The sequence below is a fragment of the Rhizobium sp. BK060 genome (assembly GCF_014193145.1).
Classification (GTDB): domain Bacteria; phylum Pseudomonadota; class Alphaproteobacteria; order Rhizobiales; family Rhizobiaceae; genus Rhizobium.
The window spans coordinates 1-22351 of record NZ_JACHYW010000030.1 but is presented as its reverse complement, the minus strand read 5'-3'; the positions used below and the strand labels follow the sequence as shown (position 1 = coordinate 22351).

Below are 22351 nucleotides of genomic sequence, written 5' to 3'. Positions count from 1 at the left end.
GCGCTGCAAAGAAGATGGGGAACGGGAGAGCTACGTCGGCGCTTGGGGCTTCCTATCAGAGTTGCTTTCGAAGCTTGGCGAGTCCTGCGCTGTCCGCTTACCGTGGCCCTATCGATCATGCATCGAACGCCAAAGCAACCAGTGCTCAATAGCCAAAGGACGGTTTCGCAACTAGCACCAGCGTCGACAGATTGAGAATTGCCGGAAGCGACGCTTGCGATGTCGATCTGACCATATTTTGACAATGGCCGTTTGGCTCACCCTCTCCTCATTGCGCCGTGGCCTCGTGCGGGATCGTTGAGGACCCTCCGGACAACTCTTTAGGCTGCCGTCGGCACAATGTTAAACCACACCGCCATCATAAACGTCGTCACCGATCCGTTCGTCCAGACCGGCGCAGTAGCTGCGGTCGGGGCGTGGGTAACGCGTGTCCTGCTGCGCGGTCACCCGACACGCAGCCTTGTGGGTCAGCTGGTATTCTTTTTAGCGCTCACCGTCCTTCTGCTCTATCATGCAATCGTTCCCTATGAACCCGGCCCCGCGAATGCATCGACGCTGCAGCGGGTGTTCATTGGGATCGCCAAAGTCATATGGTGGACCAATGCCGCGTGGTCCCTGATCAGCCTCGTCCGTGTCTTCCTGATCTTCGAGCGGCAACCACAACAGGGCAGACTTCTTCAAGATCTTGTGGTTGGCATCATTTACGTAGGAGCGATCCTCTCCGTCGTCGCCTACGTCTTCAATGCGCCAGTGGGGACCTTAATTGCTACGTCAGGCGCAGTGGCCATCATGCTCGGCCTTGCGCTGCAGAGTACTCTTGGTGATGTCTTTTCGGGCATCGCGCTCAACCTTGCCAGACCCTACGGCATCGGCGACTGGATTGTCCTCAGCAATGGTATCGAGGGCAAGGTCATCGAGACGAATTGGCGGGCGACACACCTTTTAAGCGGTGCGAACGATCTTGTGGTTGTCCCCAACAGCGACCTCGCGAAGGCGAGGCTGACAAATCTCAGTAGCCCGGAACGAAGTCACGGCGTTACGCTGACGGCCCGGTTCCGTCCGACCGCGCCTCCGTCGGCGATGGCAGATGTCATGCGCTCCGTTCTGCTGAGCAGCAATTCGAGACTGCCTGACCATGAATCCACAGTTGCGGTTGTGTCTCTGGATGCAAGTGCGATTGAACTCGAGCTGAGTTTCAGGGTCGAAGACCTGGCCGCGGTAGCAAAGGCAAAGAGCGAAGTCTTTGACCTGATTTACCGGCATGCAAAAGCGGCGGGTCTGACCCTCTCGTCACCATCAGACGGGCTGGCCGTTGCTGTGGCGCATACCGATGAGCCGCCTTTTGGCCAGCACACGACGCCGCGCCGACTGCTTGATGCGATCGCCTTATTCGCGTCGATGACTGAGGACGAGAAGGAAGCGCTGGCCTCGACGATGAGCCGCCGGACCTTCCGGAAGGGTGAAATCGTGGCAGAGCAGGATGCCGTGTTGAGTTCCCTCATGATCATCCGTAGTGGTGTCGTTGCCGTCATACGACGCGATGGAATACGAGAGACGGAGCTGGGGCGTTTGGCGCCTGGCGACTTTCTCGGCGAAAGCGGCCTTCTGACTGGCTCCGGCGAGCTGGGTACGATCCAAGCTCTCACCTTCGTTGTTACATATGAAATCACGCAGCAGGGGCTGGCGCCATTGATGCAGGACCGTCCGGCGATTGCCGATGAATTAGCCTCGCTACTCTCGAAGCGAAACGCACATGAGCAACTTCGGCTGGGGCGAAGCGACGGGTCAGTTGTTGCAAAAGCGGTGCCCACTCTACGGGCGCGAATCAGGCACCTGTTTGATCTCTGACCTTCGCGCTGATCCGCTCAACGCGCGCACAGTTCAAGAAGGTGAGCGCGAGGTCGATTAGTTTGTCGCCTCGGCGGCTCGTTGCTGTGGGCAGTTCAAAGATCCTGAAACCCTAAGTCGATGCCGGTTCGATTGTCCGCGGCCTCGCCACCTGCTGCCGTGGAGGCGACATCGAGAAGCACCGGTGAGTGCGCTTGCGTCGCGACATCGCAGCCCAAAACGCGAACGTCGTCAGTCGACTCAGCGCGTCAGGCCTCACTGCCACGCCGAACCGCCCCGCGCACCAAACTCACTGCGCCAACCAGATTCTGTGCCGCTCGTAGACCGCGATTCACGTCACACCTGGACGAACGCTCGCCAAAAGACCGCAAGAAGTCGGCACGGACGTCATAGCCGCCGCAGACTTCTCCAAGAAGAAAATGTCGGCTGAGGTCATATTCCAATTCAACCTTCATACCGAAAGATCGGAAAATTAAGCAGGAGAACGCGGATGGCAATCGCAGCCCAGGAAGACAACAAGACCAAGCCTTTGCCGGCTCCGAACAGCGACTTCTACCAGCTTGCCGACGTCCTGACCCATGACGAATTGGCGATGGTCAAGAAGGTGCGGGCCTACATGGAGACCAGGGTCCAGCCGATTATCAACAAATACTGGTGCGACGACGCGTTTCCTTTCGAGCTTCTGCCTTCGTTCAAGGAGCTGGGAATTGGTGGCCTTGGGTACGATGGCTACGGCTGCGCCGGCGGAAGCCAGAAGCTGTTCGGCTTCGTCGCTATGGAGCTGGCTCGCGTCGACGCTTCGTTCTGCACCTTCTTCGGGGTGCATAGCGGCCTGGCAATGGGCTCGATCTATCTCGACGGTTCGCAGGAGCAGAAACAGAAGTGGCTGCCGCCGATGGCGCGCTGGGAAACGATCGGCTGCTTCGGCCTTACCGAGCCCTTGGTCGGTTCGGGGACAAGCGGGGGACTGACCACGACCGCCAAGCGCGAGGGGGACACATGGGTGCTCAATGGACAGAAGCGCTGGATTGGCAACGCGACGTGGTGTGATGTTTCGATCATCTGGGCGCGCGACCTGGCCGATAATCAGGTGAAGGGCTTCATCGTTGAGAACAAGACGACGCCCGGCTTCAGCGTCGAGAAGATCGAGAACAAGATCGCGCTCAAGGTCGTTCAGAACGGTGTCATAACGCTGAACGACGTGCGCGTGCCGGAAGCAAACCGCCTGCAGGGCGGCAATTCGTTCCGCGATACCGCGCGGGTGCTGCGGATGACTCGATATATGGTTGGCTGGGCTGCGACCGGTGTCCAGATGGGCGCGTTCGAGGCAACACTGAAATACACGCAGGAACGGCTGCAGTTCGGCAAGCCGATCGCTTCGTTCCAGATGGTGCAGGATCTCCTTGCCAAGATGCTTGCCAACGTGACTGCGTGCCAGTGCCTGATGGTGCGTCTGGCGCAGATGGATGACGAAGGCAAGCTTGCCGACCACCACGCGTCGCTGGCGAAAGCATTCTGCACGGCAAAGTCACGCGAAACCGTGGCATGGGGCCGCGAGTTGCTCGGCGGAAACGGCATCGTCGCCGACTACAATCTCGCGCGGTTCTTTGCGGATGCCGAGGCGCTCTACTCATACGAAGGCACCTATCAGATGCAGAATCTGATCGTGGGTAAAGCCATCACCGGGCTTGGCGCGTTCGTGTGAGCGCCAGCGAGCCAGGGGGACTGCCTCCTATCCTGGCTCGCGCCTTCCTGACAGGAGATACATCATCATGACTTCGGAAACTGCGGGTTTGACGCTTGACAACGTTCTCTATGGAAAGAAGGGCAACATTGGTTACGTCACGGTGAACCGCCCGACCGTCCTCAACGCCCTGAACACGCCGACGTGGTCGGACTTGAAAGCGGCCTTTGAAGATGCCCGTGGCGACGACACGGTGCGCGGCGTCATTCTCACAGGCGCCGGCGACAAGGCTTTTATAGCTGGCGCCGATATCAGCGAACTTGCGCAGGTATCGGCGGTCGAAGCCGAGCGGTCCAGCCGCTTCGGGCAGGAAGTCCTAAATCTCATCGAGAATCTCGGCAAGCCGGTGATTGCAGCCGTGAACGGCTTCGCGCTGGGCGGCGGCTGTGAGACGGCGATGGCCTGTACCATCAGGATTGCGGTGGAGTCGGCCAGGTTTGGCCAGCCGGAGGTTTCGCTCGGTCTCGTCCCCGGTGGTGGCGGAACGCAACGCCTCCCGCGGCTGGTCGGCAAGGGCCGGGCGCTCCAGCTCATCCTATCCGGAGAAATGATCTCGGCGCAGGAAGCCTATCGCATCGGTCTGGTCAACGAGATCGTTCCGGCGGCCGATCTGATCCGGCGCGCCGAGGCAATCCTTGCGAAAATCGCTGCCAATGCTCCCATTGCCGTCACGTTCGCGCTCGAGGCGGCAAACAAGGGGACGGAAGCGAGCCAGAGCGAAAGCCTGTTGATCGAGGCCGCGTACTTCGGGCTGTGCGCGGCAACCGAGGACAAGCAGGAGGGTACGACCGCCTTCCTCGAAAAGCGCGCACCAAAGTTCCGTGGACGGTGAACATACCCGACGCGCCCGGCAATTCAGAAAGGACAATCCATGGCAAGCGACAACATTTTTTCCGGACTGAAGGTGGTGGACCTGGCGAGCTTTATCGCAGGTCCGGGTGCCGCCGTGATCTTGTCAGACTTCGGCGCTGATGTGATCAAGGTCGAACCGCCCATCGGCGACACCTGGCGAATTGGATACAAGGTTCCGCCCCAGCCAAGGGCTAAGGACAACTATCCCTGGCATCTCAACAATCGGAACAAGCGCGGATTGGCGCTCGATCTGAAATCGCCCGAAGCCAGGGAAGTTTTGCGTCGACTGGTCGAGTGGGCCGACGTTCTGATCGTCAATACGCCGCACCCCGCGCGTGAAAAACTCAAGCTCGGCTATGACGATGTCGCGCCGTGGAATCCGCGCCTGATCTATGCGGATGTGACCGGCTACGGCGACAAGGGACCTGACGCGCAGCTTCCCGGATTTGACATCACGGCGTATTGGGCGCGAAGCGGCCTGCTTTCGTTGACACGAGATGCCGGTGCCCCGCCGACACTGCCGGTGGCCGGCAGCGGCGACCACTCAACGGCGGTCAGCCTCTATTCGGCAATCGTGACCGCACTCTACCGGCGGGAACGCACGGGCAAGGGCTCATACGTCACGACCTCTTTGCTGGCTGCCGGCGTCTGGGCGTGCGCTGTCTCGGCTCAGGCGGCACTTGCCGACGCTGCGTTCTTCCCGTTGCACGATCGCGCCAATCCGCCGAACGCGACGTTCAATGTCTATCGGGCGGCCGATGACACATGGTTTGTCATCGTATTGACGCCCGACAAATGGCCGGCTCTGGCCAATGGCATAGGCCACCCGGATCTCTTGACGGATGCCCGGTTTGCCGACCCTGCAAGGCAGGCCGCGAATTCAGCGCAGCTCACGGCGATCCTGGACCAGACCTTTGCCTCGCAGCCCATGGCGCATTGGCGTGAGGTCTTCGAGCATTCCCATCTGACCTATGGCGTGGTGCTTGCCCCTGGTGAAGTGATCAAGGACCCGCAACTCAAAGCGAACGACATCGTCGTTCCACTCGAAGGCGCTGGTGAAAACCTCAACTTCACGATCAGCAGCCCTCTCCAGATCCATGACGTAGCCAAGGTCCCGGCCACACGGGCACCGGAACTCGGTGAACACAGCGAGGAGATCCTCAACCAACTCGGCTTCAGCCCCAACGAGATCAACGGCCTGCACGCCAGCGGTGCCGTCCCGAAAGCACAAGGGCGAGCCGCATAGAGCGGGGCCGGCACCCCCCAGCCTTGCCGAGTGTTACTGGCCAGACGGAGACGGACGACGATGGATGACATAGTAACTGAATGCTCTGAAGGCAGACTTCGCGTTGAATTGAACCGTCCGAAAAAACTCAACGCGATGACTTCGAGCATGTACACGAAGCTCGCGGATGTCTTCTCTGACGCGGCCAAGGACGAGCGCATACGCGTTGTGCTTTGGCACGGCACGGGAGATTCGTTTAGCGCCGGCAACGATGTGAAGGCCGTTCTGGAAAATCCGCCCGGGGCAGGAGAATCTCCTCAGGCTCGGCTGATGAATGTGATGGTCGATTTCGACAAGCCGCTGATTGCCGCTGTGCGCGGTGCTGCGATCGGCGGCGGAACCACCATGCTGTTGCACTGCGACTTCGTCTACGCAGGCGAAAGCACCAGGTTCCAGATGCCTTTCATCAACCTCGCCGTGGTGCCGGAATTTGGATCAAGCTGCTTGCTTCCACCGACGATCGGGCACATTCGTGCGGCCGAGCTGATTTTGCTGGGGTTGCCGTTTGGTGCCAGCCGCGCTGCAGAGTTGGGATTGGCCAGGCAGGTGGTGCCCGATCAGAACCTGCTGCAGGTCGCAACCGAAACAGCACGGAATCTGGCCGCGAAGCCGGCTGGCGCCCTGCAAGCCTCAAAGCGAGTCCTGAAGCGTTCCTTTCGCGAACAGATCAAGGCGGCAATGAAGGCCGAGAACGAAGCATTCAGCGTGCAGGTTCGTTCTGAGGACGCGAAGGAAGCAATGACGGCCTTCCTGGCGAAGCGCCCACCTGACTTCACCAAAAAGGACAAACCAGTACCGGCCACCTAGGGCCGTTGCCAACCAACGGACATGCAGAGATGCCGCAGGAATACTTCGGCATCGAGGTCCTGAGCTGTGAAAGGAAAGAACCATGACTGACGCTTTGGCGAAGTTGAAACCGACGTCTGGCCGCAACGAGGCGCTTGGCCGACTGTTCGTTCTGGAATTGAGTGGTGGCCGCATTCACTCGATGAGTCCGGACGGCTCCAGCGGGAAGGTTATCGTCGCTGACTGTCACCTTCCCGATGGTATCGCGGTCGATATCGAGGCCGGCCATATCTATTGGACCAACATGGGGGTGCCCAACCTCAACGACGGTTCCATCGAGCGTGCCGACCTTGATGGCAGCAATCGCAAGGTCATCATCCCCCAGGGCATCACGTTCACGCCAAAGCAGCTTCATCTGGAGAAGCGCAGCGCCAAGCTCTACTGGTGCGACCGCGAGGGCATGCGGGTAATGCGCGCAAATCTTGACGGCACGAATGTCGAGACCCTGGTCAAGACCGGCGAAAGCGACGCTGACCGTCGTGACGCCGCGAAGTGGTGCGTCGGCATCACGGTCGATCCCGAGCGCGGGCAAATTTACTGGACACAGAAAGGTGCCGACAATTCGGGCCTCGGCCGCATCTTCCGTGCGGGCATCGACATACCCAATGGCGAGGACGCCGCCAGTCGCACGGACATTGAAGTATGGCTCGACAACCTGCCCGAGCCGATCGACCTCGAACTCGATCTTAAGGGCCGTGTCATCTACTGGACGGACCGGGGTAATCCTCCGCTTGGCAATACGGTCAATCGTACCTCAATCGATGCGCCGGTCAGAAATGGACACGCACCTGAAATCATCGCCAGCGATCTGATGGAAGGCATCGGTATCGCGCTCGACGTTCCCGGCAATCGGATGTTCGTCACCGACCTTGGTGGTTCGCTCTATTCTGCAAGCCTCGATGGCTCCGAGAAGCGTGCGCTTCTCTTCGCCCAAGGCAATCTGTCCGGCGTTGCATACGTCGAAATCCCTTCAAAGGAGAATTGACCATGACTGGCAATAAGCCGATCTCTCAAGTCACCATTATCGGTACGGGCGTCATCGGCGCGAGCTGGGCGGCACTTTTCCTGGCGAAGGGCCTCGACGTCGTGGCGACCGATATCGCCCCGAACGCCGAAGTTTCGTTGAGACGCTTCGTTGACGGCGCCTGGCCCGCGCTCGAAAGACTGGGCCTGACGCCCGGCGCCTCTAAACTGCGACTGGTCTTTACAGCGGACTTGGCAGAGGCCGTCAAGGGTGCTCATCTGGTGCAGGAGAACGGACCCGAGCGGATCGATTTCAAGAAGAAGCTCTATGGGCAGCTCGACGAGCTGCTGCCGCCTGATGTCGTCATCGCGTCGAGTTCGTCCGGCCTGACGATGAGCGAGATCCAGTCCGGTTGCCCGTTTCATCCGGAGCGCTGCGTCATCGCCCATCCATTCAATCCGCCACACTTGATCCCGCTTGTCGAGATCGTCGGCGGTACCAAGACGTCCGAGGAGACGATCCGGCGCGCTTCTGAATTCTATACGGCTCTCGGCAAGCGAACCGTCCGCCTTCACAAAGAGGTGCCGGGACATGTTGCCAACCGGCTGCAAGCTGCCCTTGCCCGGGAGGTCTATCATCTGGTGGGCGAGGGCGTTGTCAGCGTCGCTGACGTCGATACCGCGCTCTGTTGGGGGCCGGGGCTGCGATGGGGGATCATGGGCCAGGTTCTTCTTAACCATCTCGGTGGCGGTCAAGGCGGCATGGAGCATTTCCTGGAGCAATTTACCGGTCCGATGACCGCCTGGTGGAAGGTCCTGGGTTCACCGCAACTGACCCCGGAACTCCAGCAAAAGCTGATCGCAGGCGTTCGTGCCGAAGTGGGCTCGCGGTCGATCGACGACTTGGCCGCCGAGCGGGACGAGGTCCTGCTCGGGCTGCTCGAACTGCGTGCCAATTCTGCATGAGGGCAACGCGCACTTGGAGGAGGTGCGCGTGCCGTTGGGAAACCAAACCCGAACTGCGCTCGGCGTGCTTCACCCGCAGCGTGGCCCAGCGCCGAAGATGAAACGTAAGATCGCTGGCTGCACCCCACCCAGGACTTTACAGCTGCCCCAGCGATCGCCGCCAACATCGATCTGACGGGCCCTCAAAACAACGGTTGCCGCCAGCTCACAGTAGCCCTGACGGCTCATACCTTCAAGGATACCACCATGACCGGAAAGCTTATAAAGGCCGCCGAGTCCGCTTACGAATATCCGCTTCTATTGAAGCAGCTATGGCATACCCCGCTAGCACAAACGCCCGATCAGGTGATTGTATATCGCGACATCAAGCGCCTCACATATCGCCAGTTGCGCGAACGCGTCGGGCGCCTCGCGTCCAGCCTTGCGAGCCTCGGTGTTCGAGCCGGCGACACCGTCGGCGTGCTCGACTGGGACAGCAACCGATTCCTGGAAGCCTATTTTGCCGTTCCGATGATGGGAGCTGTTTTGCAGACGGTGAATGTCCGCCTGTCACCGGAACAGATCGCATATACGATCAATCATGGGGGAGCGTCAGTCCTTCTCGTCAACGACGACTTCGTCCCGGTTCTGGAAGGCCTCAAGCAGCAGCTGCCCAATGTGAAGACGCTAATCCTGATGTCGGATCGGGCGGTGCCGCAAACCGGGGGGCTTACATTCGCCGGCGAATATGAGGACCTCCTCGTCGGCGCTTCGCCTGATTACAACTTCCCGGACTTCGACGAAAACGCCCTTGCCACTACCTTTTACACGACCGGCACGACGGGTTTACCGAAAGGGGTCTATTTCAGTCATCGACAACTGGTACTCCACTCACTTGCCGAAATGGCTTTCTTCGGCACCGCCGCGAAACAAGGCCGGTTTTGCCGCGATGACGTCTATATGCCGATCACCCCGATGTTTCACTCGCATGCCTGGGGACTTCCCTGGACGGCGACGCTTTGTGGCGTCAAGCAAGTGTATCCGGGACGCTACGACCCGGCCTTGCTCGTCAAGCTGATCAAAACCGAAGGCGTAACCTTCACACACTGTGTGCCGACGATCTTGCAAATGCTGCTTGGCGCGGCCACAGCGGCAAATACCGATCTCGCCGGCCTGAAGATGGTGATCGGAGGCTCGGAACTGCCGAAGGGGCTCGCCAAGCAGGCCCTTGCTCTAGGCGTTGACATCTTCGCCGGCTACGGGATGTCGGAGAGTGCTCCGCTGCTTTGTCTGGCGCAGGTGAAATCCGCGGATCTGACCGGCGATGTCGAGGACGAGGTCGATATCCGAACCAAAGCCGGCATCTCTGCACCGCTGGTCGATATCCGTTTGGTCGACGCGGGTCTGAACGCAGTACCGCATGATGGAAAAACACCTGGCGAAGTCGTCGTGCGTGCGCCATGGCTCACCCAGGGATATGTCGACAATGGCGAAGCATCCGAGCAGTTGTGGGCTGGCGGCTACTTACACACCAATGACATCGGCATCATCGAGCCTGACGGCTATCTTCGTATCGTCGACCGGATCAAGGATGTCATCAAGACCGGCGGCGAGTGGGTGTCATCGCTCCAGATCGAAGATCTTATTTCGCAATGTAACGGGGTGTCGCAAGCCGCCGTCATCGGCGTCAAGGACGACAAATGGGGCGAGCGACCACTGGCGCTGGTCGTCAGGGATGTCCTGACGGGCGGCGATCTCAGCGATACGCTGATCAAGTCGCATCTGAAGGCCTTCGCCGATGCCGGGGTGATCTCGAAGTACGGGATCCCCGACACGATCCTGTTTGTCGACGCGCTCCCGAAGACGAGCGTTGGGAAGTTCAACAAGAATGAGCTCAGAGGGAAATACGGCAAACTCTAGCTCACATGCGCAACCATGCGGTCGACCTTAAGGTTAAAAGGGCTGGAGCTGCTCGGCGCCAGGTGCCTTCTGCGTCGGGCAGATTGATCGAGGAGCGGCAGGCGTTCGTCGGTTCAGCCAATGTTGCTGTGGCAGACTATGCGACACGCCAAGCCTTGCTTCACGTAGATCTGGAATCGTCAAAACGAGGTCGAAAGCACATGGTTCGTCTCGTACACAGGGGATAAGATGGTCGCTCGAACCTGTAGTTCGGCCATGGAGCGGCCTGTGTCAGAGGACGGTGAGGGAGCTGAGGAGGCACTCGTCAGCGGCGAGCAAGAGCTTCGCCTGTTGGTGGATACGATTCCGGCGCTTGTGTGGAGTGCCGGGCCCGAGGGCAATATCGAATACGTCAACCAGCGTTTGCTTGAGTATCTTGGAGCAACACTCGGCGAAATTACCGGCGATGGATGGATGGAAACAGTCCATCCGGACGACGTCGCGTTCAAGACGCACACCTGGCTAAGGAACCTGGAGTCTGGAACGCCTCACGATGTAGTTTGCAGATTTCGGGGAGCGGACGGCCGATATCGGTGGTTCGTCGTAAACGGAGCACCGTTGAAGGCGAGCGACGGCCGTGTGCTGCGCTGGTACGGCGTTCTGATCGACATTGATGATCGAACAAAAGCGGAGGAGGCGCTTCGGGAGAGCGAGTATAAGCTCCGTCAAATCATCGACACGGTACCCGGCCTCATCTGGTCAACTGGTCCCGACGGTGAACCGACCCATGTCAGCCAGCGCCTCCTGGACTACAGCGGCATGCGATTGGAGGATTTCAAGCATGTTGGTTGGGAAGCCTTCGTGCACCCTGACGACGTTCCAGAAACCGCAAAGGCTTTCGATCACGCAATTCAGACGGGAACGTCGTACCGGGGCGTGCTGCGGCTGCGCCGGGCGGACGGCGAATTTCGTTGGCACCATGCTCGCTGCGAGCCTTTGCGCGATCGGCAGGGGCGCATCATCCAGTGGTATGGCCTGTCTTTTGACATCGATGAGGGCAAGAAGACCGAAGAATGGCCGAGGTTCGTGACGCAGCTGCAATCCATTCTCAATGTGCTTCCGGCCTATACCTGGTACGGAACTCCATCCGGCAGCCTCACCTTCGTGAACAAACGACAAGGGGATTTCCTTGGTGTTCCGAAAGATCATCCCCTACGTTTCGGCATCGACATTGGGGCGCAGTGGGACGACTGGATCCCCCTGTTGCATCCGGACGACCACGAAGAAGCACGCAGATACTGGTCAAATCTGCTGCGCAGTGGCGAGGGCGGAGAGCATGATTATCGAGTCCGTGACGCTCAAGGAAACTACCGCTGGTTTCTCACCCATGCCGAGCCGCTCCGGGCAAGCGATGGAACCCTGCTACTATGGATCGGGACGACCCTGGATATCGAAGAGCTCAAGTGCACAGAGCAAGCTCTGCGGGAAAGCGAATACCGGCTCCGGCAAATCATCGACACGGTGCCCGGCCTCATCTGGTCAACCGGCCCCGACGGTGAACCGACCCATGCCAATCAGCGCCTGTTGGACTACACTGGCACGCGACTTGAGGATTTCAAGAACCGCAAGTGGGAGCGATTCCTGCATCCGGACGACTTGCCAGACTTTATAAAGACCATCGATCACGCAATTCAGACCGGAACATCCTGCGAGGCAGTGTACCGTCTACGTCAGTCGAACGGCGGATATTTTTGGCACCACGCTCGCATTGAGCCGCTGCGCGATCCACAGGGGCAGATCATTCAGTGGTACGGCCTGTCTGTTGACGTCGATCAAGGCAAGAAGTCCGAAGACCGACTACGCCATAGCGAGGCCTATTTGGCCGAAGCGCAACGGCTCAGTCACACCGGTTCGGCAGCCTACAATAACACAGCGCTTCTTTATTGGTCGGATGAGACTTATCGAATTCTGGAGTTTGATCCACGCAACGGCCTCCCGAGCCGCGACGCTGTGGAACAAAGGATCCACCCTGGCGACCGAGAACGGGTGCGCGAGGAGGCCCGGCGAGCGGTGGAGCAGAAGAGAGACTATAAACTCGAGTACCGAATTGAACTGCCCGCGGGAAACATCAAATACATCGAAATGACCGCTCATCCGAAGTTCTCAGCGAATGGAGAACTTCTGGAGGTGGTCAGTACACTTCTCGATGTGACGGAACGCAAGCGCGCCGAGCAAGCTTTGCGCGAAAGTGAGGGGAAGTTCCGCGACTACGCCGAAAGTGCCTCCGATTGGTTTTGGGAAATCGGTCCAGACTATAGGTTCACGCTGCTGACGGGAAATGCGTTTGGCTCAGACACGGCTGATCGGCTCGGCAAGACGTGCTGGGATCGCGCCCTCGATCTTGAAACGGAACCGGAGAAATGGCTGCATCTCCAGGCAAGTCTCGATTCACGCAAACCGTTCCGTGACTTTGTATATTGCTCCGATCGCCATAACGGCTCTCCCATGTATGTGAAGGCCAGCGGCAAGCCAGTGTTTGATGCCAACGGAGAATTCCGTGGTTATCGCGGCACCGGCACCGACGTGACCGCCCTGATGCGCGCGCAAGCGGAGCGTGAGAGGCTGCGCGAGCTGGAGTCGGAACTCGCGCACATGAACCGCCTGAGCGTGATGGGAGAACTAACCGCCTCGCTGGCCCACGAAATCACGCAACCGATAGCCGCGGCGCGTAACAATGCCCGTGCGGCCACACACTTTCTGGACCGAAATCCGCCGGATCTGGGTGAAATCCGAGAAGCGCTCGCCTGTATCGTCGACGATGCGGACCGAGCCAGAGATATCATCGACCGTATCCGTGATCACATCAAAAAGGCGCCTCCTCGGAAGTCTCGTTTCGATCTGAACAAGGCGATCGATGAAGTGATTGGATTGGCGCGAAGCGCAATCACCACGAATGGAATCTCGGTCCGAACGCGCCTGGCGGAGGCACTGCTTCCCATTGAGGGCGATCGGGTTCAACTGCAACAAGTCGTGCTGAACCTGATCCTGAACGCGGTCGAAGCCATGAGCACGATCGAGGCCGGGTCACGGGAGTTGTTTATCAGCACCGAAGAAAGCCAGACTGGTGGCGTCCTCGTCTCCGTGCGCGATTCAGGACCCGGCATCGATCCCGATCATGTCGATCGCGTCTTCCAGGCCTTCTACACCACGAAGTCGAGCGGGGTAGGGATGGGACTGTCGATCTCCCGGTCGATCATCGATGCCCACGGCGGCCGGCTATGGGCAGACCCGGATGTTTCGCCCGGGGCCGTACTTCGGTTCTCCTTGCCCGGCGGTGACAGGGAAGTTACGAATTCCAGCCGCTAGGCGCGCCGGGCTGCAGAGCCGCACGAAGACACCGTATTAGATGCAGCTCATCAAACGGCTTGCGAAGATAACAAATGACCCCGCCGTTCAAGGCGCGGGTGTGGTCAACGTCGTCGGGGTAGGCAGTCACGAGGATCGTCTGGATCGCGTGACCCGCCTCGATGAGGTGCTCATGGAGCTCGAGCCCGGTCATCTCTGGCATATGGACGTCAGCGATCAGGCAGGCGGTTTCGGCGAGACGAGGCGACGCGAGGAAATCGGCTGCCGACGGAAACGTTGCGACGTCGTAGCCAAGCGATCTCATGAGCCGCCTCATGGATTCGCGAAAGAACTGATCGTCCTCGACGACTGAGACCAACGACGCCTTCGGCATATGTGCTCCGGAAGTGCGCACAAACTGCGACGCGAGCGCGCCGACGACACCGGCGCACCCGGATGCGAATAGGGTTAGCCTGCGCCCAAAAGTAGTGCCGGAGCAATACCACTTGCCTGTAAACTTTGGCTTATGTCTAGGCGCGAATTCCCCGCTGCGCGGCAGGATGCTCAGGGGATATCGGCATCGCTGAAGCGACGGTGAAGGTACACCGCGCCGTCTGATGCCAAAGATGAACGCCCATTCGCTTTTCGCGCTCGGCCAATGGCCGAAAAACTGCAACTCGTACCCGAGGAACTGCAACACTGCTGAGGACAAGCCGCACGAGCAATGGCGGTTACACAGGCTTTCGATCGACAGCCCTTCCGCGTGTAATCCAAAGTTTAGTCAAGCTAGACCAACGTGCCGGCTCGCGCCACCTGAGTGCAATAGATCGCGGCATCCCAAATCATCAAATTGCACCTCAAGACGGCTTTCGTTGAGAGCCGGCACACCAAGTTCGTCGGCTGGTACGACATATTTGTTGAGGTACGATATGGAAAGCCCGTATGGCGAGGTTGCAGACGTTTCAGCTCCAATCGATCTCGAGTTCGGCCCCCTGGCAAACAGCCTGGTATTGCTCCTTGAAGCGGCCAAAACCGAGATCGAGCATGACCAGGAGGCGGCAAGGATCTCATTGGCCACTGCGTCGTCCATACTCCAGTCGGAGATCGAGCGCCGTTCACGCGGCGAGGGCTCCGGAACGGGTGGATTGGCGGGTTGGCAGGTGGCGCGTGTCCGATCCTACATTGACAGAAACCTGCATCGGACCATTCACGCAAGTGATTTGAGTGCCGTTGCGCGGCGAAGCACGTCGCACTTCTCACGCTCGTTCAAACAAGCGTTCGGAGAGCCGCCGCATGCTTACATCGTAAGGCGGCGCCTTGAGGAAGCCTGTCATCTGATGCTGACAAGTTCAGTTTCGTTGAGCGAGATTGCTTTGAGCGTGGGGTTTTCTGATCAGGCACATCTGTGCAAGCTGTTCAGGCAGGCCTTTGGCCAAAGCCCGTCGATGTGGCGGCGCGAGCGCGAGACGTCGTGGCGCGGTTGATCCAGACAGGGGAGCGTGTTGTGCTCATATTTCGGCGATCTGACAGGCAGCGTGGGAAGGGCGATCTGGGACTACCACGACCTGCTGAATTGAGATCGGCTGGCCCAGGGAAACATGCTATGGACAGGGCGCGTTGCGTATCGCGGAGGGCGTTGCCATGAGTGAGCTGTTGCAGTCTCCCAATGACGGATCTGATGTCATCGAGGAAGCACCTGGAGGCTCCCGGCATGCCACAGGCGGCGGCGCGCCTGGCCCTCGCACCTCCCGAGCCGCTGCGCTCATCGTCATCCTGACGGTTGCGATGATCGTCGGCCTTTCTTTATGGTATCTCGTCCAGCCGCAACCGCTGCTTGTTCAAGGCGAGTCGGACGCGACGCGCATCGACATCGCAGCCCGCGTCGACGGACGCGTCGGCCAGCGTCCGGTGGCGCGGGGCGACAATGTTGCGGCCGGCCAGGTACTGGTGACGATCGACAACCCGCAGATCTTCAGCAAGCTGAAAGAGGCGCAAGCCCAAAAGGCGGTCGCCGTCGCCGATCTCGCCCGCATCGATGCTGGAGTCCGCGAAGAGGTGATCGCGCAGCGCAAGGCGGCGATCGCCTCGGCCGAGGCCAATCTGGCGCTGGCGCAGCAGACCTATAATCGCACCAACGAATTGACCACCAAGGGCATAGCGGCCATCCAGACGCTCAACGAGGCGACCGCGTCCCTCGACGTCGCCAGACGCAGTCTCGAGCAGGCAAAGCTCGCCTATGACGAAGCTGTCACCGGCTACACCAAGGAGGAGCGCGGCATTGCCCAGGCCAATGTTGACAAGGCGGCGGCGGCTGTGACGACGCTGAACACCCAGGTCAACGAAATGACCGTAAGGGCGCCGGTTGGGGGCCAAGTCTATCAAATCGGCGCCGAGCTCGGCGAATACGTCTCGCCAGGCGTACCGCTCCTCTCCCTGGTCGACCTCAGCGATGTCTGGTTGAGCTTCGATCTCCGGGAAGACCTCGTCAAAGGCCTGAAGGTCGGCGACAAGCTCGAGGTTCGCATTCCGGCGCTCGGCGACCGGATGGTTCCGATCGAGGTCAGGACAATCGCGACGCGCGGCGAATATTCCGGCTGGCGCGCGACCCGCGCGACCGGCGACTTCGACCTTCGAACCTTTGAGGTGCGCGCCTATCCGACCGTGAAGATCCCCGAGCTTCGCCCCGGCATGAGCGCCTATCTGCAATGGAGCGGAGGGCGTTGATGCCGTCGCCCGTTTCACCCGGCCTGCTCTGCGTCGCCACCCGCGAGGTGATCTGGATCTGGCGCGACCGGGTGGCGCTGTTGCTTGTGGTGGCGATCCCGCTGATTGCCTTTTTGATCCTGACGGCGACCTTCAGCAATGCGGTCGTTCGCAATCTGCGCGTCGATGTCGTCGACTTGGATCGTTCCGACACGTCGCTGCATTTCATCCAGACCATCGACGCGGCTCCATCCGTGGCCGTGGCGCGCCGTTCGTCTGATCTCGACGGCGCGATGCATTCGATCCGCTCGGGCGCTGCAATTGCTGCTGTCTACATCCCGCAAGACTTCGAACGTGACATCCTTGCTGCCAAGCGCCCGCAGATCGTGATCTTCTACAACAAGCAGTATTTCTCGCCCGGCAATATCGCCTCCGGCGGGCTGCAGTCGTCGATCGCGGCTGCGGCCGCGACCTTACCCAAACCGCCCGGCAGGAGCACCGGGTTTGCGCCGGGCTCGCTGGTGACCGAACAATATGTGCTGACCAATCCCGCCCTCAATTACGTCCAGTTCCTGCTCAGGGCGATACTGCCCACGGTGCTCCATGTTCTTACCGCGGTTGCCGGAGGTTACGCGGTGGGCTCCGAGTTCGGTTCGCGCAGCGTGCGCGAATGGCTTGCCGCAGCCGGCGGCAGCCCGCTCACAGCGTTGGTCGGCAAGCTTGCTCCCTACTTCGGGGTGTTCATTTTGCTGATGGTCGTCGGCCTCGGTATCATCCACGGGCTCAACCAGATTCCTTTCCGGGGCGATGCCATTTTGATGGGCGCCTCCGCCATCCTGCTGGTCATCGCCTATCTGTCGCTCGGAGCGCTGCTGCAGCTTCTGGTGAGGAACCTGCCGCTCGGGCTGTCGCTGACCGGCGTGATCTGCTCGCCCTCATTCGGGTTTGCCGGCGTCGGCTTTCCGGTTCTGGCGATGGGCGGGTTTGCACGTCTCTGGGGGGATATGCTGCCGCTGCGCTGGTATATCCAGATCCTGTTCGACCAGGCCGCCCGCGGCGTGCCTACTCATGATTCGGTAAGGCCTTTCATCGCGCTCGCGGCACTCGCCGTCGCCTGCTTCGGTCTGTCCTGGCTGAGACTGACCGTCATCGCCCGCAGCCCTGCCAAAGCGGCAAAGCAGGCGGCTCCGCTGGCGGCAGCACCACCGGGGATCGTCGGGGCATTTTCCGCTGAATACAAACGCGTGCTCGGCGACAGCGCCGTCTTCGGCCTCATCGTGCTCGCCCCCATCATCTACGGCCTGCTCTATCCCCAGCCTTACCTGGGGCAGCTCGTCCGCAAGATCCCGGTCGCGGTGGTCGATGACGATTTTTCCAATCTCAGCCGGACTTTTATACAAATGCTCGACACCGACGAAGCAACGCAGGTGTCCGCCCGTCCGAGCACGCTTGAAGCGGCGCAGACAGCGCTCGCCCGGCGGGAAGTGTTCGGTATCGTCGGCATTCCGGCAGGGACAGAACGCGAGGTGCTGAAGGGGGCAAGCGCTCGACTGCCGATCTATGTCGATTCCACCTATTTCCTGCTCTATAACAGGACCCTTCAGGGCATTACGGAGGCGGCGGCGACCGTTACTGCAGATCTTGCGGCCGGCAGTGCGCGTTCTGACGGCAGTCTGCGCCGGGCGGCGCTCATTAGAAGTTCACCTGTCGAAATCCTCAATCAACCGCTCTTCAATCCGACTGGCGGCTATGCCAGCTATGTTGTGCCGGCGGCCTTTATTCTCATCTTGCAGCAGACGTTGCTGATGGGCTCGGCCACGCTCGGCGGCGTTGCCTTCGAACGAGGCGGACATCAGGCGCGGCACAGCCGCGGCCGACCGATCGCGGTGCTCGGCCAGGCACTCGCGCATCTGCTGCTAGTTCTACCCGGCTTTGCGCTTTACCTGATCATCCTGCCGCACGTTTACGGATTCTCGACCAACGGGCGATTCCTGGACATGCTGGTGCTTGCCATTCCCTTCATCCTGTCGGTGAGTTTCCTCGGACAATTCGTCGGCTCGTGGTTCGAGCGCCGCGAGACGGCGGTGCTGCTCTTTATCGCGATCAGCCTGCCCTTGTTTTTCCAGGTAGGCGTCGCCTGGCCACTGGAGGCGATGCCCAACGCAATCCGAATTGCAAGCCAGGTGTTGCCAAGCACCGCAGCTATCGACGGCCTGGTGCGCGTCAATCAGATGGGAGCCTCGCTGACGGATGTGTGGAGCAACTGGCAGAGGCTGTGGACGCTGGCAATCGTATACGCGGCACTCGCTATCATGTCGGCGTGGTGGTCAGGCTTGCGGGGAGGGAACGATGACGACTAGCGCGGTCGACTTTCTTACATCACGGATCAGGACACTTTCCCTGGCGCTGTCTGTCGTCGTGATGGCAACGGGTGGGGGTGCCGCGACCTTAGCCGGTGTCACAAGCAACGCGGGCGACGTTGTCCCAGGCATGGTCCAGCGCACGGAAATCCGCATCGCGCCGGAAGTTGGTGGACGGCTCTTGAATGTTGCCGTCCATTCGGGCCAGCGTATCAGGAAAGGCGATCTCCTCGCGACCCTGGACAGCCCGGAACTGGCCGCAGCGCTCGGGCAGGCGAAGGCCGCCGCCGCCAGTGCCAAGGCCGACCGGGATCATGTCTATGTCGGCGTCCGCATGGAAGAAGTCGCCATCGCCGAACAGTCGGTGAAGACCGCCGAGGCAAACCTGCTGCTCGCGCAGCAACAGAATACCCGTGCCGCTGCGCTGGCTGCCAAGGGTTCCGGCAGCCGGCAATTGGTCGACGACACCACGGCTCAGCTCGGCAAGGCACAAGCCGATCTCGACCTGAAGCGCGCGCAACTGGCGGCAGCAAGCGCCGGGCCGACGAAGGAGGAACTGGCGCTCGCCGACGCCAAAGTGGCAGCCGCGCAAGCGGCCGTGGACGAGGCCCAGATCGCGCTGGACAAGACAATGTTGAAGGCGCCCGTCGATGCTACCGTCCTGATCCAGGTGGCAGAGCTGGGCGAGGCTCTTTCACCGGGCAAGCCGGTGTTGACGATCGAGCCTGACGGCGAGCGATGGATCGCGTTCACGCTGCGGGAGGACGCTCTTGGGGACATGGCCGTAGGCAAGACCGTCACGCTGCGTGCCAACGACGGACGCAGCATCGGAGCCCGCATCAGCGAACTTAGGCCGCTCGGCGAGTTTGCCACCTGGCGGGCCGCCAGAGCGGTCGGCGATCACGATCTCAACACCTTCTGGGTGCGGCTCGATCCGCTAGCCGGCGATCAGGACTTGGAGCCTGGCATGACGATCTGGCTGCCTGAAGTAGTAGACGGTGGTTCACGATAACGCGACTGGATGCGACATACGCGACCAATGCGATCGTGACGCGTGTTTATCGCGCTGCGCACATCCGGTCGTTTGCGGTCGTCGCCGCATTGAGGCCATTCGTTGAGGTCGAGCGCGAGCGCCCCAGCACGGGACGAATTCAGCGCCCCGATCGCATCGTCGAACGCCCCTGGCGGGCGTCCTTCAACTTGAACCGCAGGTCGGCGTCCTTCGCCTTCGCGAGCAGCACGTCGATGTTTCGGGCATCGCCGAGCACGCCGGCCAGCCAGCGCATTTCGCCGTTCAACCGCCGAGGTTCTTCGCCCGACAGGCTCGGCTTGAATAGAGCGAATGCCGAGCGCAATCGCCGGGAGCGCCACTCGCGCCTAATGCCGTGTTTCGGGCGTACTGCGACGCAGAAGGACGTCCTCATTGAGCCGAAACTGCCGGAAGCACGACAAGGCGATCGTCTGGAAGGCGGCCGAAGGACATCAGCCTGACGGTGAAGAAAGGGGCGCGCATGGTCGTCTGCGGCCCTTCCGGTTCCGGAAAGTCGACCCTCATGCGCTGCTACAACCGGCTTGAAGCGCACCAGCAGGGGGAGATCATCGTCAACGGCATCACGCTGCACGACAGGATGCGCAAAGTCGCCGAGGTGCGCAAGCATGTCGGCATGGCGTTCCAGCACTTCAACCTGTTTCCGCACATGACGGTGCTGATGAACTGCATGGTCGGGCCTATGTGGATCAAGGGTGTGCCGGTTGCCGAGGCCAAGAAGACCCGCGCTGCGGTTTCTGGAGGGTGTCCGCATTCCGGAGCAGGCCGACAAATACCCAATCCAGCTATCCGGCGGCCAGCAGCAGCGCGTGGCGATTGCCCGTAGTCTTTGCATGGAGCCGGCAGTCATGCTTTTCGACGAGCCGACCTCGGCACTTGATCCGGAGATGGGTTCGGAGGTTCTCGACACCATGACCAGGCTATCGCGCTTTCGGTGCGGCTCGACAAGCGTTTACCGATGGTCCGGGGTGACCGGATCCAACTTCAGCAGGTCGCGGTAAACGCCGAAAGGATCTGTACCCGGCGGTTTTGCAAAAGCTACTAGATCGAAAAGTGCGAAGAGCGCCGACTACTCATTCTATTCGCAGACTTCGCCACGGCAGCCGAACTGATCCATAGCGTAACTCGGGTTTCACGCTGGAGGGACTGACGCCGAGTTTTTCTTCCGCTCCAACTGCGAGAAACCCGATCGTCAGAACTTGTATCCCACTTGGAGACCCGCACGCGTCATGCCGTTGTTGGGGCCTTCGCACAGGTTCGCATGCGAGGAATGCGCGACTTGCGCAATCAGGTTCCAATGCTGGCTGAAGCGATATCCAGCGCCGAGATACTCGCGGAAAAGGAACCGGCAACCGAGATCTGGACCATCATTGTTTCCCTCGAGTTCGCCGTTGTGCCAAACACCACCAAAGCCCGCTTCAGCAAAGAGCTTCTCGTTGAAGTTCGCCGTCCACGAAAAGCCCGCATAAACCTGAGTTGCCTGGCCCGATGTCCCGATCGACGTTCCAAGATTGATGCGGGGGCGGGCAAGCTGCTGTCTCCAGCCGGTAGCGGCGTCCTGTCCGAAAGGATCGAAGAAAACCGACACTTCTGGAAATACGCCGTCTTCATGCTCGCCACCGTTCTGGACCGATGCGGAAGCACCAAAGCGCAACTCGTCGAAAATCTGTTCACCCGCATAGACGGGCGTCACCGAAAGACATGCCGCGGCGGTCAAGAGGGCAGCTGTCGAGCGGGCCGCAACAGTTTGAGATTTCATCGTCACGTCCTTCGTCCGAATCAAAAAGCGATCCACAAGGGATTTGAGGGCAGAGGATTCGTTTGGTAAAGCGCCTTTTTCGCTGCGTGTTTGTCCGCCGGCTGGGGAAAATAAGACTCAGTCGTACCAACCCAACCGTTGCGAGGTTTTCCGCTCGACGCTAGTCTTACTGAAATTCTTGTAATGGCGGTCCTTGGCGACATTTGATTTGCTTTATGTCCGTTCACTTCCATGAGCACTCTGCACGCACCTCGTTCCGAATACATTGAGCGATTCCGGATCCGTCCGGTGTCCGATTTTTAGTGTTTGCTTTCGAGGGCTGCCATGAAGGTTGTCTCTACTGGCCATAAGGGCGATGGCGCCTTCATCAGGTATATTGTCTCCGATCTATTTCCCTCTCGCCACCATCAAATGCGATGGACCGGTCGCGTCCCGATCACAGGCCGCGCGCAATTTCGCACGCTTGCTTGATCTCAATCAAGCCGTTTCGCGATGGCGTACATTCTCGGAAGCACTTGTTTCGGGAAACGACGCATACGAGCTCGACTTCGGCAAGTGCGGCCTGACATATGGTGTGAGAGGAAGCGCTTACGACCCGGGGGATCGGGCGGAAAAAGAGCCTAGTGTGCTGTCTCAGAGATTATGACTCGTTGAGCACAGGTGTTGGATAAGACTTAGCCATTTTTTCGCGCGCTTGGTCGACTGAGAACATCCATCGGATTTGGGCACCGCTATCGGTCCGACGACGCTCCCA

The 22351-nt window shown here is 60.1% G+C and carries 15 protein-coding genes and 1 pseudogene; 13 read left to right on the top strand and 3 right to left on the bottom strand.

What is annotated here, in order from left to right; all coding sequences use genetic code 11:
• Positions 1–339: 339 nt before the first annotated feature.
• From FHT71_RS25655 to FHT71_RS25615, 9 genes are all read left to right on the top strand, one after another.
• A complete protein-coding gene (locus FHT71_RS25655) occupies positions 340–1848 on the top strand; it encodes a mechanosensitive ion channel family protein (protein ID WP_183722622.1) in 1509 nt (502 codons plus the stop codon).
• Positions 1849–2338: 490 nt separating this feature from the next.
• Positions 2339–3553, top strand: a complete 1215-nt coding sequence (locus tag FHT71_RS25650) for an acyl-CoA dehydrogenase family protein (protein ID WP_183722620.1) — start codon at positions 2339–2341, stop codon at positions 3551–3553.
• 67 nt (positions 3554–3620) lie between these two features.
• A complete protein-coding gene (locus FHT71_RS25645) occupies positions 3621–4424 on the top strand; it encodes an enoyl-CoA hydratase-related protein (RefSeq protein ID WP_183722618.1) in 804 nt (267 codons plus the stop codon).
• Positions 4425–4463: 39 nt separating this feature from the next.
• Positions 4464–5690 carry a CoA transferase gene (locus FHT71_RS25640; protein WP_183722617.1) on the top strand — a complete coding sequence of 409 codons (1227 nt, stop codon included), beginning with the start codon at positions 4464–4466 and terminating at the stop codon, positions 5688–5690.
• Between the two features lie 30 nt (positions 5691–5720).
• Positions 5721–6536: an enoyl-CoA hydratase gene (locus tag FHT71_RS25635; RefSeq protein WP_348649320.1), complete on the top strand. Its 816-nt coding sequence runs from the start codon at positions 5721–5723 to the stop codon at positions 6534–6536.
• A gap of 82 nt (positions 6537–6618) precedes the next feature.
• Positions 6619–7560 carry a 3-hydroxyacyl-CoA dehydrogenase gene (locus tag FHT71_RS25630; protein WP_183722613.1) on the top strand — a complete coding sequence of 314 codons (942 nt, stop codon included), beginning with the start codon at positions 6619–6621 and terminating at the stop codon, positions 7558–7560.
• A 2-nt stretch (positions 7561–7562) separates the two neighbouring features.
• Positions 7563–8504, top strand: a complete 942-nt coding sequence (locus FHT71_RS25625) for a 3-hydroxyacyl-CoA dehydrogenase NAD-binding domain-containing protein (RefSeq protein WP_132593281.1) — start codon at positions 7563–7565, stop codon at positions 8502–8504.
• Between the two features lie 246 nt (positions 8505–8750).
• Positions 8751–10403 (top strand): fatty acid--CoA ligase, encoded by a 1653-nt coding sequence (locus FHT71_RS25620; RefSeq protein ID WP_183722611.1) that lies wholly within the window; start codon positions 8751–8753, stop codon positions 10401–10403.
• A gap of 228 nt (positions 10404–10631) precedes the next feature.
• On the top strand, positions 10632–13748 hold the full coding sequence (locus FHT71_RS25615; RefSeq protein WP_210301574.1) for a PAS domain-containing protein: 3117 nt from the start codon (positions 10632–10634) through the stop codon (positions 13746–13748).
• Here the strand turns inward: FHT71_RS25615 and FHT71_RS25610 are convergent.
• Positions 13729–14121 (bottom strand): response regulator, encoded by a 393-nt coding sequence (locus FHT71_RS25610; protein ID WP_183722608.1) that lies wholly within the window; start codon positions 14119–14121, stop codon positions 13729–13731. The two genes, FHT71_RS25615 and FHT71_RS25610, sit on opposite strands and share 20 nt — an antisense overlap.
• A gap of 1247 nt (positions 14122–15368) precedes the next feature.
• Between FHT71_RS25610 and FHT71_RS25600 the strand changes: the two genes are divergently transcribed.
• Genes FHT71_RS25600 through FHT71_RS25590 form a run of 3 tightly spaced genes read left to right on the top strand, consistent with a single transcriptional unit; the run spans position 15369 to position 19802 of the window.
• The gene (locus FHT71_RS25600; RefSeq protein WP_183722604.1) at positions 15369–16451 is read left to right on the top strand and encodes an efflux RND transporter periplasmic adaptor subunit; all 1083 of its coding nucleotides are present in this window, start codon (positions 15369–15371) and stop codon (positions 16449–16451) included.
• Entirely contained in the window at positions 16451–18790 is a 2340-nt protein-coding gene (locus FHT71_RS25595; protein ID WP_183722602.1) for an ABC transporter permease, read from the top strand. Before FHT71_RS25600 ends, FHT71_RS25595 begins: the two co-directional genes overlap by 1 nt.
• The gene (locus tag FHT71_RS25590; RefSeq protein WP_183722600.1) at positions 18780–19802 is read left to right on the top strand and encodes a biotin/lipoyl-binding protein; all 1023 of its coding nucleotides are present in this window, start codon (positions 18780–18782) and stop codon (positions 19800–19802) included. Before FHT71_RS25595 ends, FHT71_RS25590 begins: the two co-directional genes overlap by 11 nt.
• 139 nt (positions 19803–19941) lie before the next feature.
• Here the strand turns inward: FHT71_RS25590 and FHT71_RS31910 are convergent, their stop codons facing one another.
• Positions 19942–20214 carry a CHAD domain-containing protein gene (locus FHT71_RS31910; RefSeq protein ID WP_246718093.1) on the bottom strand — a complete coding sequence of 91 codons (273 nt, stop codon included), beginning with the start codon at positions 20212–20214 and terminating at the stop codon, positions 19942–19944.
• A gap of 51 nt (positions 20215–20265) precedes the next feature.
• Between FHT71_RS31910 and FHT71_RS25580 the strand changes: the two are divergent.
• Positions 20266–20764, top strand: a pseudogene (locus tag FHT71_RS25580) (ATP-binding cassette domain-containing protein); the annotation flags it as partial.
• Between the two features lie 266 nt (positions 20765–21030).
• Here the strand turns inward: FHT71_RS25580 and FHT71_RS25575 are convergent.
• On the bottom strand, positions 21031–21597 hold the full coding sequence (locus FHT71_RS25575; protein WP_183722598.1) for an acyloxyacyl hydrolase: 567 nt from the start codon (positions 21595–21597) through the stop codon (positions 21031–21033).
• Between the last annotated feature and the right edge of the window lie 754 nt (positions 21598–22351).

Bases quoted from the DNA above. Each gene is read 5' to 3' on its own strand.
- FHT71_RS25655 (WP_183722622.1), top strand. From the start codon at position 340: ATGTTAAACCACACCGCCATCATAAACGTCGTCACCGATCCGTTCGTC.
- FHT71_RS25650 (WP_183722620.1), top strand. From the start codon at position 2,339: ATGGCAATCGCAGCCCAGGAAGACAACAAGACCAAGCCTTTGCCGGCT.
- FHT71_RS25645 (WP_183722618.1), top strand. From the start codon at position 3,621: ATGACTTCGGAAACTGCGGGTTTGACGCTTGACAACGTTCTCTATGGA.
- FHT71_RS25640 (WP_183722617.1), top strand. From the start codon at position 4,464: ATGGCAAGCGACAACATTTTTTCCGGACTGAAGGTGGTGGACCTGGCG.
- FHT71_RS25630 (WP_183722613.1), top strand. From the start codon at position 6,619: ATGACTGACGCTTTGGCGAAGTTGAAACCGACGTCTGGCCGCAACGAG.
- FHT71_RS25625 (WP_132593281.1), top strand. From the start codon at position 7,563: ATGACTGGCAATAAGCCGATCTCTCAAGTCACCATTATCGGTACGGGC.
- FHT71_RS25620 (WP_183722611.1), top strand. From the start codon at position 8,751: ATGACCGGAAAGCTTATAAAGGCCGCCGAGTCCGCTTACGAATATCCG.
- FHT71_RS25615 (WP_210301574.1), top strand. From the start codon at position 10,632: ATGGTCGCTCGAACCTGTAGTTCGGCCATGGAGCGGCCTGTGTCAGAG.
- FHT71_RS25610 (WP_183722608.1), bottom strand. From the start codon at position 14,121: ATGCCGAAGGCGTCGTTGGTCTCAGTCGTCGAGGACGATCAGTTCTTT.
- FHT71_RS25600 (WP_183722604.1), top strand. From the start codon at position 15,369: ATGAGTGAGCTGTTGCAGTCTCCCAATGACGGATCTGATGTCATCGAG.
- FHT71_RS25595 (WP_183722602.1), top strand. From the start codon at position 16,451: ATGCCGTCGCCCGTTTCACCCGGCCTGCTCTGCGTCGCCACCCGCGAG.
- FHT71_RS25590 (WP_183722600.1), top strand. From the start codon at position 18,780: ATGACGACTAGCGCGGTCGACTTTCTTACATCACGGATCAGGACACTT.
- FHT71_RS31910 (WP_246718093.1), bottom strand. From the start codon at position 20,214: ATGAGGACGTCCTTCTGCGTCGCAGTACGCCCGAAACACGGCATTAGG.
- FHT71_RS25575 (WP_183722598.1), bottom strand. From the start codon at position 21,597: ATGAAATCTCAAACTGTTGCGGCCCGCTCGACAGCTGCCCTCTTGACC.